Here is a 20,537-nt window from a genome sequence, read left to right as displayed (position 1 = left end):
GACACCGTACTGACGACACCGACTGACAGGTGACCGGCCGCCGATCAGGCCCGTCCCGGCCGGTGGTTGTGGTCCAAGGGGATGTCGACGACCACTTCGGTGCCCCCGCCGGGACGAGGACGGAAGTCCAGCCGGCCGCCCAGCTCCCCCACGATCAGCGTGCGGACGATCTGCAGGCCGAGGCTCGTCGCGCCCTCCACGTCGAAGTCGGCGGGCAGCCCGACGCCGTCGTCCGCGACCACCGTCACCAGCCGCCGCCCGGACATCCCCTCCCCGGTCTCCTCCTCGTGCGGGGCGCGGGGCTCGTGCGCCCCCGGCGCCGGCCACTCCCCCCAGACCTCCACCCCGCTCGGCTCGCGCCGCTTCTCCCCCTCGCCGTGCCGGCGCGCGACGACCTCCAGCGTCCCGAACCGGTTGGCGAGGCCGTGCTCCAGGGCGTTCTGCAGCAGCTCGGTGAGCGCCATCGCCAGCGGCGTCGCGATCTCGGCGGGCAGCACGCCGAAGCTGCCGGTCCGCTTCGGGGCGACCTTGGTCTCCGGCGTCGACACCTCCCCCGCCATCGTGATCACGCGGTCCGCGATGTCGTCGAAGTCGATCAGCTCGTCCGGGGTGTGCGACAGGGTCTCGTGCACGATGGCTATGGACCCGACGCGGCGGACGGCCTCGTCCAGCGCGGCGCGCCCCTCCGGGATGCGCAGCCGCCGGGCCTGCAGCCGCAGCAGCGCGGCGACCGTCTGCAGGTTGTTCTTCACCCGGTGGTGGATCTCGCGGATGGTGGCGTCCTTGGTCATCAGCTCCCGGTCCCGCCAGCGCAGCTCGGTGACGTCCCGGCACAGCACGATCGCGCCGATCCGCGTCCCGCCGACGACGAGCGGGATCGTCCGCAGCTGCATGATCGACCCGCGCGACTCGACCTCGACCTCGCGGGGCGCCCGGCCGGACAGCACGACGCTGAGCGCCTCCTCCATCGGCTCGCCGGTGTCGCACAGGTCCGCGGTGATCTGGCCGAGCGCCTCGCCGACGAGGTCGGTGGGGTAGCCGAGCCGCCGGTACGCCGACTGTGCGTTCGGGCTGGCGTAGGTGACCTTGCCGGACCGGTCCAGGCGCATCAGCCCGTCGCCGACGCGCGGCGAGCGGACCATGTTCGGCTCCTCGCCCGGCACCGGGAACCGGCCCTCGGCGATCATCGTGGCAAGGTCGCTGGCGCTCTGCAGGTAGGTCAGCTCCAGCCGGGACGGGGTGCGCGCCGAGCTGAGGTTCGTGCTGCGCTGGATCACCCCGAGGATCTTGGCGCCGCGCCGCACCGGGATCGACTCCTCCCGGACGGGGATGCCGCTGCCCCACTCGGGGTCGCCCTCCCGGACGATCCGGCGCTCCCGCCACGCCACGTCGATGAGGCCGCGGCGCCCCGTCCGGACGACCTTGCCGACGAGGTCCTCGGGGTAGGCGGTCGGGCCGGTCGTGGGGCGCATCTGCGCGATCGCCACCCAGCCGGGCACGGCGGCGCCGGTGTCCATCCGACCCCGCCGGCCGCGGGACGCCCCCTCGGCGGGCAGCGCGTCCGCCGACCGCAGCGGCACCCACAGCAGCAGGTCCGCGAAGGACAGGTCGGCGAGGAGCTGCCAGTCGGACACGAGCGCGTGCAGCCATTCCAGGTCGGTCTCGGTGAGATCGGTGTGATCACGGACCAGATCGGTCAAGGTAGGCACGCGACCATCATCGCCCATGCCCCTTGGTGCCGGGGCTGCTGCCCCGGCCCCCGCGCCACCTGGCAGGATTCCCGGCATGACCGCAGGACGAGACCCTCTGGCCAGGCTCCGGGACGCGGCGGCGCGGCGGGCCGGGGCCGGGCTGCGCCGGACGCTGCGCGCCCGTCCCGACAGGCTGACGGACCTGGCGTCCAACGACTACCTGGGCCTGTCCGGCGACCCCCGCCTGGTGGAGGGCGCGTGCGCCGCCGCCCGCGCGTGGGGCACCGGCTCGACCGGCTCGCGGCTGGTCACCGGCACGACGGAGCTGCACGCCGAACTCGACCGGCGGCTCGCCGCGTTCACCGGCAGCGCCGCCGGGCTGGTCTTCTCCTCCGGTTTCCTGGCGAACCTCGGCGCCGTGACCGCCCTGGCCGGGCCGGGCACCCTCGTCGTGTCCGACCAGGTCAACCACGCCTCGATCGTGGACGCGTGCCGGCTGTCGCGGGCCCGCGTCGCGATCGTCCCGCACCGGGACGCGGCCGCCGTCGAGGACGCCCTCGCCGACCGCGAGGAGGCGGACGCCATCGTGGTCACCGACGCGGTGTTCTCCGTGGACGGCGACCTCGCACCGCTGAACGCGCTGCACGCGGCGGCCCGGACGCACGGCGCGCTGCTGGTCGTCGACGAGGCGCACGCGCTCGGCGTCGTGGGCGAGCACGGCCGCGGCGCCGCGCACGCCGCCGGCCTCGCGGGCGAACCCGACGTCGTCCTGACGCTGACGCTGTCGAAGTCCCTCGCGTCCCAGGGCGGCGCGGTCCTCGGCGCGCCCGAGGTGATCGAGGCGCTGGTCGACACCGGGCGCTCGTTCATCTTCGACACCGGCCTGAACCCGCCCGCCGCGGGCGCCGCGCTCGCCGCGCTCGACGTGCTGGAATCCGACCCCGGCCTGCCCGTCCGCGCCCGTGACCGGGCCCTGCGGATCGCAAACCTCGCGGCCGGTTCCGGCCTGGAGACCGCCGCGCCGGCCGCCGCCGTCGTCCCCGTCTTCCTCGGCGAGCCGCACGCCGCGCTGCGCGCCGCCGAGATCTGCGCTGAGCACGGGCTCCGCGTCGGCTGCTTCCGTCCCCCGTCCGTCCCGAAGGGCCGCGCCTGCCTGCGCCTCACCGCCCGCGCCACACTGGACGAGTCGGACCTCACACGCCTCCGGACGGCCCTGGCGGAGGTCGCCTCTTCTACCGGCCGTAGTCTGCACGCATAACATCGGGGGAAACCGATGATGAACGTGAGGAGATGCCGTGACGGAGGTCAGGGGCGGGCCCCGGCACGGGGGCGGGTTCGAGCACGGGTTCGACCGGGCCGCGCTCGCGGGCATCGGTAAGCGGCACCCCAACCAGGCGCCGCGCATCCCCAAGTACTACAAGCTCAAAGAGCTGCTGGTGGAGCTGATCCAGTCGCTGCCCGCCGGCAGCCCGCTCCCGCCCGAGCGGACGCTCGCCGAGAAGTACGAGACGTCGCGCACCACCGTCCGGCAGGCGCTCGCCGAGCTCGTCGTCGAGGGGCGCCTCCAGCGCATCCAGGGCAAAGGGACCTTCGTCGCCAAGCCGAAGGTCGCGCAGGAACTCCAGCTCGTCAGCTACACCGAGGACATGCGGCACCACGGGCTGCGCCCCGAGACCCGCATCCTGGAGGCCGGCTACGTCAGCGCGGACGAGAGCCTCGCGACGCTCCTGTGCATCCGTCCGGGCGGCCGCGTCCTGCGCGTCCACCGGCTCCGCCTCGCCGACGGCGAGCCCATGTCGATCGACACGTCGCACCTCCCGGCCCGCCGCTTCCCCGGCCTGCGCCGCGAGCTGTCCCGCCACCACTCCCTGTACGAGACGCTCGCGACGGCCTACGACGTCCACCTGACCGAGGCCGAGGAGACGATCGAGACCGTCCTCGCCACCCCCCACGACGCCCAGCTCCTCGGCGTGGACGTGGGCCTCCCGATGCTCCTCCTCTCCCGCCACGCCTTCGACACCACGGGCCAGCCCGTCGAATGGGCCCAGTCCCTCTACCGCGGCGACCGCTACAAGTTCATCACCCGCCTGAGCCGCTGACCCCTCCGCGCCCGCCCACGGCCCTCAAGATTTTCGAGCACAAGTTCGAACGATTTGGCTACGCTGGGTACATCCCTTCTCTACGATGACCGGGAGCAGATCGTGAGGGAGGAGTCACAAAACGTGAAGACCTTGTCCAGCGAAGAAGTGTCGAGACTGCCCGATACGCCCTACAACCTGTGGGTGCGCGGTGAACTCGACGACCACGTCGACGCCCCCGAAGGATCCCGGATCGAGATCATCGGAGGAAAGGTCGTCGTGTCCCCGCCCCCAGGACTTTCCCATGGCGGCCCCATCCGGTTCATCACCCGGGCCTTCGAGAGGGCCGGGGACGCCGACTCCGAGTTCCCGTGGGCGGTGCAGCAGGTCGCCGGGGTACGGCTCGTCGGACTGGACGACGGTTACATCCCCGACCTCGTCGTCACGACCGAGGAGATCCTTCTCGCGAGCGAAAGGGCGCGGCTGCCCGAACTCGCCTCCGATGAGATCGAGATGGTCGTGGAGGTCACGTCCAGGTGGGGAGCCGACGGCGACCGGCCGCCGCGGCAGACTCCTCCGCGCGAGAAGAACAAGTGGACCGGCTATGCGAAGGCAGAGGTCCCCTACTACCTCCTCATCGACCGGGCGCCCAAGATCGCCAGATCGACGCTGTACTGCATCCCCGACCGGGCCACGGGCGCCTACCTGCACCAGGAGTCCTGGGCGTTCGGCGAGACGATCCACCTCCCCGACCCGTTCGATCTGGAGATCGACACCACCCACTGGATGACGTGGGAGAGCTGATCACGGCCGCGGCGAGGGCCACAGCGGCGGGGACGGGTCCGTCCTCCGGGCTGTGTGAGCGCGCGGCCGCCCAGTCCGCGCGCTCACAGCAGGGTCAGAGGGTCTGGGAGAGGGCCTTGATGGGCATGTGGAGGTCGGTGAGCAGGTCCAGGTCCTTTTGGGCCGGGCGGCCGAGGGTGGTCAGGTAGTTGCCGACGATGATGGCGTTGATGCCGCCGAGCATGCCTTCGCGTGTGCCGAGGTCGCCGAGGGTGAGTTCGCGGCCGCCGGCGTAGCGGAGGATGGTGCGGGGCAGGGCCAGGCGGAAGGCCGCGATCGTCTTCAGGGCCTCGGGGCCCTCGACCAGGGGGAGGTCGGAGAACGGGGTGCCGGGGCGGGGCGCCAGGAAGTTCAGCGGGACCTCGTCGGGGTCGAGGTCGGCCAGTTGCGCGGCGAACTCCGCGCGCTGCCCGAGGGTCTCGCCCATGCCGACGATGCCGCCGCAGCACACCTCCATGCCGGCGTCCTTCACCATGCGGAGGGTCTCCCAGCGCTCCTCCCACGAGTGGGTGGTGACCACGTTCGGGAAGTGGGAGCGGGCCGTCTCCAGGTTGTGGTTGTAGCGGTGGACGCCCATCGCGGCGAGCTCGTCCACCTGCTCCCGGGTGAGCATGCCGAGCGAGCAGGCGATGTTGATCTCGACGGCGTCGTTGATGGCCTTGACGCCCTCGCGGACCTGCGACATCAGCCGCTCGTCCGGGCCGCGGACGGCGGCGACGATGCAGAACTCGGTGGCGCCGGTCTTCGCGGTCTCCTTCGCGGCCTCGACGAGTTCGGGGATGTTCAGCCACACCGAGCGGACCGGCGACTCGAACGTGCCGGACTGGGAGCAGAAGTGGCAGTCCTCGGGGCAGCCGCCGGTCTTCAGCGAGACGATCCCCTCGACCTCGACCTCGGGGCCGCACCAGCGCATCCGGACCTCGTGGGCGAGTGCGAGCAGGTCCTCCAGCCGGTCGTCCGGCAGGGTGAGGACGTCCAGCACCTGCCGCTCGGACAGGCCCCTCCCCTCGTCCAGGACCTGGCGGCGGGCGGTTTCGAGGATGTCCGTCACGTGTTCTCCTTGTCGGGGCGGTGGCTGTCGCGGAAGGCGGCGGCGTCGAAACCGCCGCCGAGCGAGGGGGCCAGGCCGCGGTGCGCGGCCGGCAGGAACTCCGCCGGGTCCAGGGCGGCCGCGCCGGCGGGCAGCGCGCCCGACAGCGGGCGGGCCGCGATGGTCTCCAGGTCGCGGATGTTGCTGCGCATCGCGAGGTCCGGGTCGTCCGGCCACGCGCCGATCACCACCCCGGCGAGCTGCACGCCGCGGTGCGCCATCGCCTCCAGGGTGAGCGCCGTGTGGTTGAGCGTGCCAAGGTCGGGGCGGGTCACGACGAGGGCGGCGGCGCCGAGCCGGCGCGCGAGGTCGGCGATCGTGGCGCCCTCGTCGTCGTAGCGGACGAGGAGGCCGCCCGCGCCCTCGACGAGCACGAGGTCGTGCCGGTCCGCCAGGTCGCGGACGCGTTCGGCGGCCTCCGCGAGCCGGACGGGCGGGAGCCCGGCGCGGCGGGCGGCGGCGGCCGGGGACAGCGGGTCGGGGAAGCGGGCGAACTCGTGCCCGTCGCCGATCCCGGCGAGGCGGCGCACCTCGTCGAGGTCGCCGGGCTCGCCGTCGCGCACCCCGGTCTGGCCGGGTTTGACGACGGCGACCGACGATCCGCGGGCCGCGGCGACCGTGGCCAGCGCCGCGGTGACGACCGTCTTCCCCACACCCGTACAGGTCCCGGTGATCACGAGCACGCTCACAAGGCCGCACACTAGCGCGGGCCCGCGGCGGGGGCGCCCGCCGGATCCCACAGTCTTCGGCGGGCGTTTTTGTAACGGGCGGAACCGGGCGTCCGGGGCGGGGCGTCCAAGCTCCATGGCCGGTCCGTACACACGTTCCCGCTGGGTGCCGGCTCTCGCCTGCGCGGCGCTGACCGCCTGCGCGGCGGCCGCCTGCGGCGACGGCTCCGGAGAAGCCGGGCCCACGCCGCCCCCCGCACCCGCCACGTCCACGACCTCGTCCCCCGCCAAGGACACCCCCGCCGGCGAGCACCTCGTGCTGCGCCGGCGCAAGACCGGAGGCATCGCCGGCCTCGGCGGCCCCGGCTCCGTCCCCGACTTCTCCCTCTACTCCACGGGACGCGCGGTGGCCGCGTCCCGAGACGGGCTGACCGAGTACCGCCTGAGACCGGAGGCGCTGCGGCGGCTCCTGGACGAGGCGCGCGCGGCGGGCCTCGACCGCTCGCACACGGTCGGCTCCGACCGGATCGCCGACGCGATCATCGCGGTGGTCACGATGGGCGGCGCCACGACCCGCATCATCCAGCCGGAGTCGCAGACCGGCCCGGAGGGCCGCTTCCTGACGAGGCTCGACCCGGCCGGGTGGGCCGCGTCCGACCAGTCCGCGGAGCCGAAGCCGTACGCGCCCGAGAAGACGGCGGTGCTCGCGGGCGAGATGGCGGGGAGCGGCGCGGCCGAGGAGTGGCCGCTGGAACCGCTCGGCGACGGGGTGCCGGTGGCCGGGGCCGTCTGCACCCTGGCGCCGTCGGGGAAGGTGCCCGACACGGAGCCGGGCACCTCCTGGCGCAGTGGCGGGAAGACCTACTCCGTCCGCCTCCGGCCGCTGCTCCCCGGCGAGTCGTCCTGCCGGGACCTGGGTTAGCGGGCGTCCAGCTCGGCGGCGACCTCGCGGGCCGTCGCGGCCAGGTCGGGGTCCAGCCGGTCCAGGCGGGAGTCCAGGTCGTCGGCGAAGCGGAGCCGTTCGACGTCCGGCGCCGGGACGGCGTGGGGCATCCAGGCCGAGTGGATCAGGAACGGGACCGTGGTGCCGTTCGGCGGCGCCAGCACGGCGACGGGGCCGCGCCCGACATCGGCGGCGTCGAAGAGCTCGACGCGGAAGCGGTCGTCGTTGTGGACGGCCACGACCAGGTAGCCGTCGTGGCCGCCGGGCTCCGCGCCCGCGTAGCGGCTGCCGCCGCGCCCGCGCGGGACGAAGGACGGCGAGGTCGGGTAGTCGTCCAGCGCGAACGTCCACTCCGCGAGGGCCTTCAGGTCCTCGCGGCCGTGGCTCACCAGGACGGCCGGGGTCTCCTCGGCCGGGAACAGCGACGGGTCGACGCGGCCCGCGTAGTTGCGCAGGGCGCGGCGGTTGACCGCCTCCGGGTGGAAGCCGAGGTAGACGAGGTGGTGCCGGGTCGGGGCGGTCTGCCCCTCGATGCTCCAGTCGATCGCCGACAGCTCGGCCTGCCACCAGCGCTCCGGGTCGCGGGCGCGGGCGCGCTCGGTGATCCGGCCGGTCTCCGGGTCGAACCGCAGGACGGTCGTGAGCGCGGGCGCCATGCCGTGGCAGTACATGCCGCGCAGGGCCGGGTCGACCGGGCGGCCGTGGAGGTCGACGTCGTCCTCGCGGAGGTACATCCCGATGTCCACGCCCTCGCCGTGCTCCATGACGACCTCGATGCTGTCGGAGTCGTCGTAGCGGGCGTAGAAGTGGTTGACCTCGGGGGCCAGATGGAACTCCGTGCAGGGGGCGGAGCCCCGTCCGGGGACCAGGTCGTCCTTGCGGATCAGCAGGACGGGGCCGCCCGGGTTGTTGGGGGCGGTGCGGTCCCCGCCGAAGATCTCCTCGACCTCGATCTTGTAGGCGGTGTCGGCCAGGACGAGCCAGTCGCGGGTCTGGGTGATGGTGTGGGCGGCCTGCGGGAGCGCCGCGCCCTCGACGTCCCAGCGGTGGACGCGGGTACCGGTCCCGTCGTAGCGGATCACGGAGACGGCGCCGGTCAGCACGTCGCGGCTGACGCTCCACAGGCAGCCGCGCTCGGGGTCGACGACCGGGTGGGCGGTGGTGGAGATCAGCGGCAGGACGGGGTGGTCCATGGCGGGCTTCCAGTCGTCGCGGTGCCCGACCTCGGCGACGAAGTCCAGCGTGACCGGGTCGACCTCGACGGGGCGCCCGGCGTCCCAGGTGGCGAAGAGCCGGTCGCCCCACGGGAGCGGCGCGGTGTTGGCGGCGTTGACGAACCCCCACGGCGAGTCGGTGCCGACCGGCCCGGCGGTGAACAGGTCGGGGCGCCTGCCGCGCAGCCGGACGGACGGGGTGCCGATGACGCGGGCCCGCCAGGGGAAGCGCCCGTCCGGGCCGGGCCGGAGCGGCATCCGCGCGATGATCCCGTCGCCGAAGAACGCGTGCCGGGGGCGGGTCCGCTGGTCGGAGGTGCTGACGACGTAGTGGCCGCGCACGTCGTCCGGCCAGGCGCCGGCGACGACCTCCAGGTCCATGTCGGTGGCGTCCTGCGCGCCGAGGATGGAGCGGGGAACCGGCATCAGCCCTCCCAGGGTTATTGGCTCCACGCCAATCAACAGGCCGGTGCGCGGCACCGTCAAGAGTGCGGCGTCTTCGAGCAGAGTGCGGCGTCTTCGACCGCGATGCATGCCAATACCCTGGTTCGGCACGGCCCGCCGGCCGTGGCGAGACGCGGAGAAACAGGCGATGCGCATGGAGGCCGGACCAGCGGTGTCCGAGGACGTGGTCGTGCGGGTGGCACGGCCCGAGGAGTACGACCTCGTCGGTGAGCTGACCGTGGAGGTCTACGTGCACGGCGGGCTCGTGTCGCCCGAGTCGTCGTACGTGAAGACGCTGTGGGACGCCGGTGACCGGGCCGCCAAGGCCGAGCTGCTCGTCGCGGAGGTCGGGGGCGAGGTCGCCGGGGCCGTCGCCTACTGCCCGCCCGGCAGCCCCTACGCGGAGCTCGCCGGGCCCGACGAGGCGGAGTTCCGGATGCTCGCCGTCCGGGAGAAGGCGCGCGGGAAGGGCGCCGGGCGCGCCATGGTCGTGGCGTGCGTCGAGCGGGCGCGGGCGGCCGGGCTGCGCGGGCTGCGGATCTCCACGCAGCACAACATGGGCGCCGCGCATCGGATGTACGAGCGGCTCGGCTTCGTGCGGACGCCGGAGCGCGACTGGGCGCCCGCTCCGGGCGTGGACCTGCTGACCTACGCGCTGTCGTTCTGAAGGACGCCGTGCTCGGCGCACCGGGCCGTCCAGCCGAGCGGGGTCACCTGGACGATCATCCGGCGGCGGCAGTGCGCGCAGTAGCGGGGCGGTTCCATCTCGCGGGCGGAGCGGCACGTGGCGTGGTCGCCCTCGGCGGCGGGCTCGCCGCAGCGGTCGCAGTACACGGCCCTACTTTATGACGGCCGTCATCGCGCCGGACGCATGCGGCCCACGAGCCCGGTGTCGTAGGCGCCGTCGGTGAACTCGGGGCGGTCCAGGAGTTCGCGGAGGAAGGGCAGGTTCGTCGGCGGGCCCTCGATGCGGAAGGCGTCGACGGCGGCGCGGGCCCGGGCGAGCGCGTGGGCGCGGTCGTCGCCGCGGACGCCGAGCTTGGCGAGCAGCGGATGGTAGGCCGGGGTGACGGTGGTGCCCTCGGCGTAGCCGGCGTCGATGCGGATGCCGTCGCCGACGGGCTCCTCCCACACCTTGATCTCGCCGGAGCCGGGCAGGAACTCCCGCGGGTCCTCGGCGTGGACGCGGAACACGATGGCGTGGCCGCGCGGGGCCGGGTCGGTGAACGAGACGGGCTCGCCGCCGGCGACGCGGAACTGCTGCTCGACGAGGTCGATGCCGGTGGTCATCTCGGTGGCGACGTGCCCGGACGGCAGCCGGGTGCACATCTCCAGGAACGCGAACTCCCGCGCGGCCGGGTCGACGAGGAACTCGACGCTGCCGATGCCGCGGTAGCCGACGGCCTCCCCGGCGCGGACGGCGGCGGCCAGCATCCGGTCGCGGAGGGCGGGGTCGAGGCCCGGCGACGGGGTCTCCTCGACGATCTTCTGGTAGCGGCGCTGGACCGAGCAGTCGCGCTCGCCGAACGCGACGACCGTCCCGTCCGGGAGGCCGAGGATCTGCACCTCGATGTGCAGGGCGCCCGGCACGTACCGCTCCAGCAGCACCTCGCCGTGCCCGAAGACGCGGTCGGCGGCGGCGCGGGCCGTCTCGTAGGCGGTGCGGAGCGACGGCTCGTCGTGCGCGACGGCCAGGCCGACGCCGCCGTCGCCCGCGGCGGGCTTCACCATGACGGGGTAGCCGATGCGCTCGGCCTCCTCGGCGGCCGTGCCGGCGTCCGGGACGGGCTCCCACACCCCGTGCCCGACCGGGACGCCCGCCTCCCTCATCAGGTTCCGGGAGTTGATCTTGTCGTTCATCCGGGCGATGGCGAGCGGCGGCGGGCCGACCCAGACCAGGCCGCGCTCGGCGGCCTGCCGGGCGAGCGAGGCATTCTCGGCGAGGACGCCGTCGCCGGGGTGGATCGCGCCGGCGTTGGTGCGGTGCGCCGCCTCCAGGATCGCGGGCACGTTCAGGTAGCTGCGGCCCGGGTCGGCGGGGCCGATGAGGACGGCCTCGTCCGCCTCGGCCACGAACGGCAGGTCGGCGTCGGCGTCGGAGTACACGGCGATGGCCTTGAGGCCCATCGCGCGGGCGGTGCGCAGGATCCGGCCCGCGATCTCCCCGCGGTTCGCCACGAGCACGGACTCGAACACTGCGGACTCCTCACCGGCATGCGGGACCGGGCGTCCCGTCCGCCCCGAGACTAGTGCTCATCGTTGACCTGCGGCGTGTTGTTGTTATGCGGCCGCTCATAACAACAACACGCCGCAGGTCAACGAGACGGGTGGGGTGGGGTGGGTTAGGCGAGGGTGAATAGGCCGGCGTCTACTACCGCTCTGCCGAAGGGGCGGGCCAGTTCGGCTAGGCGTTCGCAGTCGTGCTCGCCTAGGGCTGCGTAGGCGGGCAGGGCCAGCTCGTCGGTGCGGTCCTCGATGCGGTGCCGGAACGCCTCGCCCTCCGGGGTGAGGGATTCGCCGTCCAGCAGGCCCCGGGCGCGGAGGCGCTCCGCGGTCGCGTCCCACTGCTCGGCGGGCCAGGCCCGGGTCCCGGTGAGGAACGACTTGGGCATGGTGCCGGTGGCCGCGTGCAGGACGAGCGCCTCGATCGGGGCGACGCCCTCGGCGGTGAGGACGGCGATGTGGCCGTCGCCGCGGAACTCGCGCAGGAGGGTCTGCGCCCACCAGAGTTGGAGGAGCGGCTCGTCCGGCCAGGGCAGCGAGGCGTGCGCCGCGAAGAGCGGCCGGCCCTGCACGTGGTCGGCGGCCGCCTCGGCGGCGCGGCGGGCGAGGGAGGCGGTCTCCTCCAGGTCCGGCAGCCGGTCGATGCCCGCGCGGCGGAGCGCGGCGCCGGCCGCCTCCTCCCGGGCGGCGAGCACCTGCTCCGGGGCCGCCTTCTCCCAGGCCGCCGGAAGCGCGGTGCGGACGACGGCGGGGCTGAAGTTGTAGAACGTCGCGATCACGAGCTCGGCGGAGGCGCGCCCGAAGGCCGCCGAGCGCGAGGCGAAGTAGGCGGTCCGCGGGTCCAGGCCGAGGGCCGCGTACCGCTCGGGCGCCTCCGGCACGAAGTAGATCATCGCGTGCACCGGTTCCAGCCGCCGCCATGCCCGCCGTGCAGCTCGCATCCGCCCGCCTCCCTGTCGCCGACCGATCGGGAACCGAATCTAATTCGGGCGGGGACGGGGCGTCAACGTTCAGTGGCGGCACCCCTCCGTCTCCGCGGCGGGGCCCGGCTCCGGCGCCGGGGCCGGGCGGGGACGCAGCGAGAGGATCTCCGCCAGGACCGACAGCGCGATCTCGGGGGCGGTTCGGGCGCCTATGTCCAGGCCCGCCGGGGTGCGGACGCGTTCGCCGCCGTCCAGGGCCGAGACCACTGATGAACCTCGTTTCCGGCTCGCGATCAGACCTATGTAGGGGACCCCGGCGTCGAGTGCCGCCCGCAGGACGGTCTCCTCGTCGCGGCCGTGGGCGGCGACGACGACCGCCGCCGCGTCCGGAAGGGGCGGGCCGGCGGCCATGGGCCGGACGTCGAAGCCGGCCGCGCGGCCGACGTCGGCGAGCGCCCGCGCGACCGGCCCGTCCCCGTGCACGTGGAGCAGCGCGGGCGGGATCACCGCTTCGAGGAACACGTCGACCGTCCCGCCGGACAGGCACGGGTTGCTCACCGTCACCAGGCCGTCCAGCGGGTCGCTCTCGGCGCCGGGCGTGATGCGCAGCAGCGTCGACTCGCCCGATGCGAGCAGCCGGAGCGCCTGGTCGCGGACCGCCGACTCGGCGCAGTGGCCGCCGACGAACCCCTCCATCGTCCCGTCCGGCAGGACGAGCGCCCGGTCGCCGGCCCTCGCGCTCGTCGGACGCTCCGCCCGCACCACCGTGGCGAGGACGTAGGGCGTCCGCTCGCCGCGCAGTCGCTCGGCCCGGCCGGTCACGGGATCGCCAGGTCCGTGCGGAACGGCCGCCCCTGGATGACGCGCCAGACGTTCGCCGGGGTGAGCGGCATGTCGGCGTGCCGGACGCCGTAGGGCGCGAGCGCGTCCACGACCGCGTTGACGATCGCGGCGGGCGAGCCGACCGTCGCCGACTCGCCGACGCCCTTCGCGCCGAGCGGATGGTGCGGGGACGGCGTGACGGTCTCGCCCAGCTCCCACGACGGGCACTCCATCGAGGTCGGCAGCAGGTAGTCCATGAACGAGGCGCCGAGGTGGTTGCCGTCCTCGTCGAACGCCATGACCTGCATGAGCGCCATCCCGACCCCGTCGGCGAGGCCGCCGTGCACCTGCCCCTCGACGATCATCGGGTTGATCCGGACGCCGCAGTCGTCCACCGCGACGAACCGCCGGACGGTGACCTTGCCCGTCCCCGGGTCGACGTCCACGACCGCGATGTAGGCGCCGAACGGGTAGGTCAGGTTCGGCGGGTTGTAGACGGTCGTCGCGTCGAGGTGGCCTTCGACGCCCTCGGGGAGTTCGAGGCTGCCGTGCGCGGCCATCGCGATCTCCCGCATGGTCGCGCCGGACGCCGGGTCGCCGCGCACGACCCAGCGTCCCGGCGTCCATTCGAGGTCCTCGGGGGCGGCCTCCAGCATCGCGCCCGCGACGATCCGGGCCCGCTCGCGCACCTTCCGCGCGACGACCGCCGTCGCCGCGCCCGACACCGGGGTGGAGCGCGACCCGTAGGTGCCGAGGCCGAACGGCGTCTGGTCGGTGTCGCCGTGGACGACCTCGACGTCGTCCACCGGTATGCCGAGTTCGTGCGCGACGATCTGCGCGAACGTCGTCTCGTGGCCCTGCCCCTGCGTCTGGACGGAGATCCGCAGCACGGCCTTGCCGGTGGGGTGGACGCGGAGTTCGGCGCCGTCCGCCATGCCGAGCCCGAGGATGTCCATGTGCTTGCGGGGGCCGGCGCCGACCGCCTCGGTGAAGAAGCTGATCCCGATGCCCATCAGCTCGCCGCGCTCGCGCCGGCCGGCCTGCTCGGCGCGCAACTCGTCGTACCCGGCGATCTCCATCGCCTTGCGCAGCGTGCGCGGGTAGTCGCCGGAGTCGTACTCCCAGCCGGTCGCGGTCGAGTACGGGAACTGCTCGGCGTGCAGCAGGTTGCGGAGCCGCAGCTCGGCCGGGTCGACGCCGAGTTCGGCGGCGAGCATGTCCATCATGCGCTCGACCAGGTAGGCGGCCTCGGTGATGCGGAACGAGCAGGCGTAGGCGACGCCGCCCGGCGCCTTGTTGGTGTAGACGCCGGTGACGGCGCAGTGCGCGGCCTCGATGTCGTACGAGCCGGTGAACACGTGGAAGAACCCGGCGGGGAACTTGGTCGGCTGCGCGGTCCCGTTGAACGCGCCGTGGTCGGCGAGCACCGTCACCCGCAGCCCGCGGACGCGGCCGTCCCGCGTCGCGGCGATCTCGCCCCGCATGTGGTAGTCGCGGGCGAACGAGGTCGTCATCAGGTTCTCCGACCGGTCCTCCGTCCACTTGACCGGGCGGCCGGTGACGATCGACCCGACGATCGCGCAGACGTAGCCGGGGTAGATGCCGACCTTGTTGCCGAAGCCGCCGCCGATGTCCGGCGACACGACCCGGATCTTGTGCTCGGGCAGCCCGGCGACCAGCGCGTACACGGTGCGGTGCGCGTGCGGGGCCTGGGTGGTGGTGTGGACGGTGAGCTTGCCGGTCACCTTGTCCATGTCGGCGACGATCCCGCACGTCTCCAGCGGGGCCGGGTGCACGCGCGGGTACAGGACGTCCTGCGCGACCACCACGTCGGCCTCGTCGAAGACCCGGTCGGTCTGCTCGGCGTCGCCCGCCTCCCAGTCGAAGATGTGGTTGTCGGTGCGCCCTTCGAGGTCGTCGCGGATGACGGGCGCGCCGTCGTCCAGCGCGGTGCGGGCGTCGATGACCGGCGGCAGCGCCTCGTAGTCGACGTCGATGAGTTCGAGCGCGTCCCGCGCCGCGTAGTGGGAGTCGGCGACGACGAACGCGACCTCCTGCCCCTGGAACCGCACCTTGTCGGTCGCGAGGACCGCCTGGACGTCGCCGGACAGCGTCGGCATCCAGGCGAGGTCCAGCCCGGCGAGCGTCTCGCCGGTGATGACGGCCCGCACCTGCGGGTGCGCCTCGGCCGCGCTCGTGTCGACGGCGGCCAGCCGCGCGTGCGCGTGCGGGCTGCGCAGGATCGCCCCGTGCAGCATCCCCGGCAGCTTGATGTCGTCGACGTAGGTGCCCTTGCCGCGGATGAAACGGGCGTCCTCCTTGCGCGGCACCCGCCCGAACCCGTGCCCGTTCTCGCTCATCGCGCCACGTCCTCGGCGGCGTCGCGCGCGGGGTGCTCGGCCGCCCAGCGCACGGACCGGACGATGTTCTCGTATCCGGTGCACCGGCAGATCTGCCCCGACACCGCCTCCCGGATCTCCGCCTCGGACGGGTCCGGGTTGCGGTCCAGGAGCCAGCGCGACGTCATCATCATCCCCGGCGTGCAGAACCCGCACTGCAGGCCGTGGCACTCGGTGAAGCCCTTCTGGACGGGGTCGAGCTCCCCGTCCCGTTCGAGCCCCTCCACGGTGCTGACCTCCTTGCCGGCGGCCATCACCGCCAACACGGTGCACGACTTCACCGGCACGCCGTCCAGCCAGACGACGCAGGCGCCGCAGTTGGACGTGTCGCAGCCCCAGTGCGTCCCGGTGAGGTCCAGTTCGTCCCGCAGGAAGTGGACGAGCAGCAGCCGCGGCTCGACGTCCCGCGTGTACGGCCGCCCGTTGACGGTCACGGTGATGTTCACGGCAGGCACCTCTCGTAGGCGCGGCGCAGCGCGCGGGTGGTCAGCTCACCGGCCAGGTGGCGCTTGTAGTCGGCGGGGCCCCGCTGGTCGGAGCCGGGGTCGCAGTGCTCGGCGGCGACCCGCCCCGCCTCGGCGAAGACCTCCTCGGACGGGACGGCGCCGCGCAGCACGTCCTCGGCCTCGGCGGCGGCGAAGTGCTCGGCGCGGACGGCCGTCAGCCCGATCCCGGCCTCGGCGATGCGGCCGTCCGCCAGCCGGAGCACGGCCCCGGCGGCGGCGAGCGGCCAGTCCCCGGCGCGCCGCTCGACCTTCACATAGGCGCTCGACCCGCCGGGCCGGATCGGAACGCGCAGCTCGGTCAGCAGCTCCCCCGGCTCGACGACCGTCTCGTACGGGCCGGTGTGGAACTCGCGGAGCGGCACGACCCGCTCCCCGTCCGGCCCGCGGATCACCGCCGACGCGCGCAGCGCGCCGAACGCCGCCGACAGGTCCTCCGACGGGTCGGCCTGGCAGAGCGAGCCGCCGACCGTCCCCCGGTTGCGCACCACCGGGTCGGCGATCACCCGCTCCGCGTCGTGCAGGATCGGGAAGTGCTCGCCCGCCACGGCGGAGCCGAGCAGCTCCGCGTGCCGCACGAGCGCGCCCACGCACAGGTCGCCGCCGTCGATCCGGATGCGGGACAGCTCCGCCACGTCGTTGATGTCGATCAGCGCGTCCGGCTGGGCGAGCCGCAGCTTCATCATCGGGATGAGGCTGTGCCCGCCGGCCACGACGCGGGCCTCCTCGCCGTGCCGCGCGAGCAGCGCGAGCGCCTCCTCGACCGTCGTCGCCTTCGCGTACTCGAAATTCGCGGGGACCTGCACGGCGCCCTCCCTGAGGCGGGGATGTGCGCGGATTCTCACCCCGCCCGCGCGGGCCCACAACAGCCGGATAAGCGAAGGCTTAACGCGGGCGGCGGAACGGCGCACACTGGTCGGCATGACGCTGACGCAGCTCGGCGCGTTCATCCTCGTCGCCCGGCTCGGCTCGGTGAAGGAGGCCGCGCGGGCGCTGGACGTGAGCGAGCCCGCCGTGTCGCAGGCGCTCACCGCGCTGCGCCGGCACCTCGGCGACCCGCTGCTGGTCCGCGGGCCCGGCGGGATGACGCTCACCGAGGGCGGCGCCCGGCTGCTGCCGGTCGCCTCGCAGATGGTGGTGCTGGGCGCCGAGGCGGAGGGCGCGGTCCGCGCCGCGCGGGGCGCGCCCGAGACGCTGCGGGTCGTCGCCGTCCCCGCCGTCGCCGAGTTCGTCGCGACCCCGCTGCTGGAGGCGTTCGCGGCCCGCTCCCCGCGCGAGGTCGAGGGCGGCGCCGGTGTCGCGGCCGGTCGGGAGATGGCCGTGCTGCTGCACAACCGCCTCGCCGACGTCGCGCTCGGCCCGCACCTCGCGGACGGCGAGGGCCTGGTCAGCGAGCCCGTCTTCCGGGCCCGGCTGGTCGCCGTCGGCACCGCCCCGGCCCCGCGCCCGCGCTGGCTGGTGGACCCGTCCGGGACCGATCCGTCCAGCGAGACGTCCCGGCTGCTGCGCCGGCTGAAGGTGCCCGAGGACCGGGTCCGCGTCTACCCGAACCAGACCGCCGCCTGGGCGGCCGCGGCCGACGGCGACGGCCTCGCGGTCGCGATCGCGCACCTGGTGGCGCCGCGGGTGCAGCGCGGCGAGCTGCGCGTCATCGGCACGCCCGCGACGCCGGCGGAGATCGCCTGGCACGCGACCACGCTGGCCCCCGACCGGCGCCCGCCGCTCGCGAGCGGGTTCCGCCGGTTCCTCGCCACGGCCGAGGCCCTGCACATCATGCGCTCCCCCGGCTCGGGCGTCCCCCCGTCCCGGTTCCGCCCCCCGGTCTACGTGACGATCTGGAGCTGAACCGGGGCCGCACGCTCCCGTGCGGCCCCGGCTCCGGGCGTCAGCTGCCGATGATCTTCGCGGCGGTCGCGGGCGGGACCTCGGCGTGCGTCGCGAACCGCATGGTGAAGACTCCTCGGCCGGACGTCATGCCGCGCAGATCACCGACGTAGCCGAACATCTCCGCCAGCGGGACGAGGGCCCGGACGACCCGGGCGCCGGAGCGCTCGCCCGTCCCCTCGACCCGGCCGCGGCGGCCGTTGAGGTCGCCGATGACCGCGCCCAGGTGATCCTCGGGGGTGGTGACCTCGACGGTCATCACCGGTTCGAGCAGCACCGGGGACGCGCGCCGGACCGCCTCCTTGACCGCCAGCGAGCCGGCGATCGTGAAGGCGAGCTCGGACGAGTCGACCGGGTGGAAGTCGCCGTCGGTGAGGACGACCCGCACGCCCGTCATCTCGTACCCCGCGAGGAAGCCGGCCCGCAGCGCCTCCTGGCAGCCCGCGTCCACCGACGGGATGAACTCCTTCGGGATCCGCCCGCCGGTGACCCGGTTGACGAACTCGTACCCGTCCTCGATGGGTTCGAGGGAGAGCTGCACCTTCGCGTACTGGCCCTTGCCGCCGGTCTGCTTGCGGTGCGTCAGGTCGACGCGCTCGACCGCCCGCCGGACGGTCTCGCGGTAGGCGACGCGGGGACGGCCCACGTTGGCCTCGACATGGAACTCCTCCTTCAGGCGGTCGACGAGGACCTCCAGGTGGAGCTCTCCCATGCCGCCGATGACGGTCTGCCCGTCCTCGTCGCGGACCTGGAAGGACGGGTCCTCCTCCGACAGCCGGTGGACGGCCGCGCCCAGCCTCTCCCCCTCGCCCCGCGACCGCGGCTCGATCGCGACCTCGATGACCGGGGCCGGGAAGTCCATGGACTCCAGGACGACCGGGTGCGCGGCGTCGCAGAGCGTCTCGCCGGTGGTCGTCTGCTTCAGGCCCATGACGGCGACGATGTCGCCCGCGCCCGCCGACGCGATCTCCACCCGCTTGTCCGCGTGGACGCGGTAGATCTTGCCGATCCGCTCCTTCCGCCCCTTGACGCTGTTGAGCACCGCGGCGCCCGACTCGAGCCGCCCGGAGTAGATCCGGACGAAGGTGAACCGGCCGAGGTGCCGGTCGGTCATGACCTTGAACGCGAGCGCGGACAGCGGCGCCTCGTCCGACGCGTCCTCAACGTCGAGGGGCGACGGCAGGTACCGCACGACCGCGTCCAGGAGGGGCTGGACGCCCTTGTTCTTGAACGCGCTGCCGCACAGCACCGGCGTCGCGGCCGACGCGACCGTCAGCCGGCGGATCGCCGCGTGGAGCTGCTCCTCGGACGGCTCGATGCCGTCCAGGTACAGCGCCATGACCTGCTCGTCGTGCTCGGCGACCGTCTCGACCAGCGTGCGCCGCCACCGCCGGGCGTCCTCGGCCAGGCCGGCCGGGACGTCGACGACCGTGTGGCGCTCGTCCGGCCAGAGGTGGGCCCGCATGGCGACGAGGTCGACGACGCCCGCGAACCCGGCCTCGGACCCGATCGGCAGCTGCACGACCAGCGCGACGGCGCCGAGCCGCTCGCGGATCATCGCCGCGCACCGGTGGTAGTCGGCGCCGGCCCGGTCGAGCTTGTTGACGAAGCAGACGCGCGGCACGCCGTACCGGTCGGCCTGCCGCCACACCGTCTCCGACTGCGGCTCGACGCCCGCGACGCCGTCGAACACGGCCACGGCCCCGTCGAGGACGCGCAGGCACCGCTCGACCTCGATGGTGAAGTCGACGTGGCCCGGCGTGTCGATGAGGTTGATCGTGTGGCCGTCGCCCTCGACGGCCCAGTGGCAGGTCGTCGCGGCGGACGTGATCGTGATGCCCCGGTCGCGCTCCTGCTTCATGTAGTCGAGCGCGGCGGCGCCGTCGTGCACCTCGCCGATCCGGTGCGAGACGCCGGTGAAGTACAGGATGCGCTCGGCGGTCGTCGTCTTGCCGGCGTCGATGTGCGCCATGATCCCGATGTTGCGGACCTTGGCGAGGGCAAGGGCGGTGGTTGTCATCGGGATCCTCCTTTTCGCTCGATGACGACCGCCGCCGGACAAGATCGTCCTGGCGGCATGCGCGACGGTAACCGCCGGGGCCGTGCGGGCGCCAAGGGTTTTCCGCGTCAGGGGGCGAGGCCGGGGTCGACCTCCGGGAGGGTCTCGATGACGCTGCGCAGGTGGGCGCGGGCCGCGCGCTCGGCGGCCTCCGCGTCGCCGGCGGCGATCGCGTCGATGATGGCGGTGTGCTGCGGCAGCGACGCCTGCGGGCGGCCGGGGTGCACGGCCAGCCGGAACTGGTGGCGGACGTTCTGCGCGCGCAGCCGCTCGAGGACGCCCGAGGCCGTCCGCTGCCCGCTGATCTCGCGGACGCGGCGGTGCAGGCGCTCGTTCAGCCGGGAGTAGCCGAGCACGTCGCCGGACGCCACGGCGGAGCGCATCTCCTCCCCGATCTCCCGCAGCTCGGCGGCGTCGGCCGCGGTGGCGCGCTCGGCGGCCTTGGCCGCGCACAGGCCCTCGACCACCATCCGGACCTCGGAGATCTCGACGGCCTCGGCGAGGGAGACCGCGCGGACGCGGGCGCCGCGGTTCTGCACGCGCTCGATGAGGCCCTCGTTGGCCAGTTCGGCGAGGGCCGCGCGGACGCCGGCGCGGCTGGCGGCGAACTGCTCGGACAGGTCCGCCTCGATCAGCCGCTGGTTCGGCACGAACCGGCCGCTCAGGATCGCCTCGCGGATCCCGCTCACCACGTCGCTCACCGGCACTCCCGAATTGTCGCCATTTTTGTCGCTGATCTAGGGTAGCCGGAGC

At 74.0% G+C, this 20,537-nt stretch carries 19 protein-coding genes; 6 read left to right on the top strand and 13 right to left on the bottom strand.

Features of this window, described 5'->3' with window-relative positions; genetic code table 11:
• Nucleotides 1-44: 44 nt before the first annotated feature.
• The gene (locus ABFX46_RS32425) at nucleotides 45-1,709 is read right to left on the bottom strand and encodes a sensor histidine kinase (protein ID WP_346047731.1); all 1,665 of its coding nucleotides are present in this window, start codon (nucleotides 1,707-1,709) and stop codon (nucleotides 45-47) included.
• A 76-nt stretch (nucleotides 1,710-1,785) separates the two neighbouring features.
• Between ABFX46_RS32425 and ABFX46_RS32420 the strand changes: the two genes are divergently transcribed.
• From ABFX46_RS32420 to ABFX46_RS32410, 3 genes are all read left to right on the top strand, one after another.
• The gene (locus ABFX46_RS32420) at nucleotides 1,786-2,949 is read left to right on the top strand and encodes an 8-amino-7-oxononanoate synthase (protein WP_346047730.1); all 1,164 of its coding nucleotides are present in this window, start codon (nucleotides 1,786-1,788) and stop codon (nucleotides 2,947-2,949) included.
• A gap of 112 nt (nucleotides 2,950-3,061) precedes the next feature.
• On the top strand, nucleotides 3,062-3,790 hold the full coding sequence (locus ABFX46_RS32415) for a GntR family transcriptional regulator (protein WP_131940268.1): 729 nt from the start codon (nucleotides 3,062-3,064) through the stop codon (nucleotides 3,788-3,790).
• 123 nt (nucleotides 3,791-3,913) lie between these two features.
• Nucleotides 3,914-4,573, top strand: a complete 660-nt coding sequence (locus tag ABFX46_RS32410; protein WP_346047729.1) for a Uma2 family endonuclease — start codon at nucleotides 3,914-3,916, stop codon at nucleotides 4,571-4,573.
• 94 nt (nucleotides 4,574-4,667) lie between these two features.
• Here the strand turns inward: ABFX46_RS32410 and bioB are convergent, their stop codons facing one another.
• Both bioB and bioD read right to left on the bottom strand, forming a co-directional pair.
• Nucleotides 4,668-5,663 (bottom strand): biotin synthase BioB, encoded by a 996-nt coding sequence (gene bioB / locus ABFX46_RS32405; RefSeq protein ID WP_346047728.1) that lies wholly within the window; start codon nucleotides 5,661-5,663, stop codon nucleotides 4,668-4,670.
• Nucleotides 5,660-6,391 (bottom strand): dethiobiotin synthase, encoded by a 732-nt coding sequence (gene bioD / locus ABFX46_RS32400; protein ID WP_346047727.1) that lies wholly within the window; start codon nucleotides 6,389-6,391, stop codon nucleotides 5,660-5,662. The genes bioB and bioD overlap by 4 nt, the downstream gene beginning before the upstream one ends.
• Before the next feature lie 145 nt (nucleotides 6,392-6,536).
• Between bioD and ABFX46_RS32395 the strand changes: the two genes are divergently transcribed.
• Entirely contained in the window at nucleotides 6,537-7,292 is a 756-nt protein-coding gene (locus ABFX46_RS32395; RefSeq protein ID WP_346047726.1) for a hypothetical protein, read from the top strand.
• Here ABFX46_RS32395 and ABFX46_RS32390 read toward each other — a convergent pair.
• Nucleotides 7,289-8,953: a carotenoid oxygenase family protein gene (locus ABFX46_RS32390; RefSeq protein WP_346047725.1), complete on the bottom strand. Its 1,665-nt coding sequence runs from the start codon at nucleotides 8,951-8,953 to the stop codon at nucleotides 7,289-7,291. The two genes, ABFX46_RS32395 and ABFX46_RS32390, sit on opposite strands and share 4 nt — an antisense overlap.
• Nucleotides 8,954-9,125: 172 nt before the next feature.
• Between ABFX46_RS32390 and ABFX46_RS32385 the strand changes: the two genes are divergently transcribed.
• A complete protein-coding gene (locus ABFX46_RS32385) occupies nucleotides 9,126-9,638 on the top strand; it encodes a GNAT family N-acetyltransferase (RefSeq protein ID WP_346047724.1) in 513 nt (170 codons plus the stop codon).
• Here ABFX46_RS32385 and bsaP read toward each other — a convergent pair.
• From bsaP to ABFX46_RS32350, 7 genes are all read right to left on the bottom strand, one after another.
• Nucleotides 9,620-9,805 carry a biotin synthase auxiliary protein BsaP gene (bsaP, locus tag ABFX46_RS32380; RefSeq protein WP_346047723.1) on the bottom strand — a complete coding sequence of 62 codons (186 nt, stop codon included), beginning with the start codon at nucleotides 9,803-9,805 and terminating at the stop codon, nucleotides 9,620-9,622. The two genes, ABFX46_RS32385 and bsaP, sit on opposite strands and share 19 nt — an antisense overlap.
• 21 nt (nucleotides 9,806-9,826) lie before the next feature.
• Nucleotides 9,827-11,167, bottom strand: a complete 1,341-nt coding sequence (locus tag ABFX46_RS32375; RefSeq protein WP_346047722.1) for an acetyl-CoA carboxylase biotin carboxylase subunit — start codon at nucleotides 11,165-11,167, stop codon at nucleotides 9,827-9,829.
• Between the two features lie 146 nt (nucleotides 11,168-11,313).
• Nucleotides 11,314-12,135, bottom strand: coding sequence for an SCO6745 family protein (locus ABFX46_RS32370; RefSeq protein ID WP_346047721.1), 822 nt, complete (start codon nucleotides 12,133-12,135; stop codon nucleotides 11,314-11,316).
• A 69-nt stretch (nucleotides 12,136-12,204) separates the two neighbouring features.
• Nucleotides 12,205-12,939 (bottom strand): XdhC family protein, encoded by a 735-nt coding sequence (locus ABFX46_RS32365; RefSeq protein ID WP_346047720.1) that lies wholly within the window; start codon nucleotides 12,937-12,939, stop codon nucleotides 12,205-12,207.
• Complete coding sequence (locus ABFX46_RS32360) at nucleotides 12,936-15,299, bottom strand: aerobic carbon-monoxide dehydrogenase large subunit (RefSeq protein WP_346047719.1); 2,364 nt, start codon at nucleotides 15,297-15,299, stop codon at nucleotides 12,936-12,938. Before ABFX46_RS32360 ends, ABFX46_RS32365 begins: the two co-directional genes overlap by 4 nt.
• Nucleotides 15,296-15,784: a (2Fe-2S)-binding protein gene (locus tag ABFX46_RS32355; RefSeq protein WP_346047718.1), complete on the bottom strand. Its 489-nt coding sequence runs from the start codon at nucleotides 15,782-15,784 to the stop codon at nucleotides 15,296-15,298. The genes ABFX46_RS32360 and ABFX46_RS32355 overlap by 4 nt, the downstream gene beginning before the upstream one ends.
• Nucleotides 15,781-16,647, bottom strand: coding sequence for an FAD binding domain-containing protein (locus tag ABFX46_RS32350; protein WP_346047717.1), 867 nt, complete (start codon nucleotides 16,645-16,647; stop codon nucleotides 15,781-15,783). Before ABFX46_RS32350 ends, ABFX46_RS32355 begins: the two co-directional genes overlap by 4 nt.
• Before the next feature lie 115 nt (nucleotides 16,648-16,762).
• Between ABFX46_RS32350 and ABFX46_RS32345 the strand changes: the two genes are divergently transcribed.
• A complete protein-coding gene (locus ABFX46_RS32345) occupies nucleotides 16,763-17,686 on the top strand; it encodes a LysR family transcriptional regulator (RefSeq protein WP_346047716.1) in 924 nt (307 codons plus the stop codon).
• 40 nt (nucleotides 17,687-17,726) lie between these two features.
• On the opposite strand, the gene fusA is transcribed toward ABFX46_RS32345, so the two are convergent.
• Together fusA and ABFX46_RS32335 are read right to left on the bottom strand one after the other, a co-directional pair.
• Nucleotides 17,727-19,745 (bottom strand): elongation factor G, encoded by a 2,019-nt coding sequence (gene fusA, locus ABFX46_RS32340; RefSeq protein ID WP_346047715.1) that lies wholly within the window; start codon nucleotides 19,743-19,745, stop codon nucleotides 17,727-17,729.
• A gap of 107 nt (nucleotides 19,746-19,852) precedes the next feature.
• A complete protein-coding gene (locus ABFX46_RS32335) occupies nucleotides 19,853-20,485 on the bottom strand; it encodes a GntR family transcriptional regulator (protein ID WP_346047714.1) in 633 nt (210 codons plus the stop codon).
• Between the last annotated feature and the right edge of the window lie 52 nt (nucleotides 20,486-20,537).

Origin of the sequence: Actinomadura chokoriensis (assembly GCF_039529475.1) — a bacterium.
GTDB classification, from domain to species: Bacteria; Actinomycetota; Actinomycetes; order Streptosporangiales; family Streptosporangiaceae; genus Spirillospora; species Spirillospora bangladeshensis.
The sequence above is the reverse complement of the archived record's forward strand: the minus strand, read 5'-3'. Positions and strand labels throughout refer to the sequence as shown.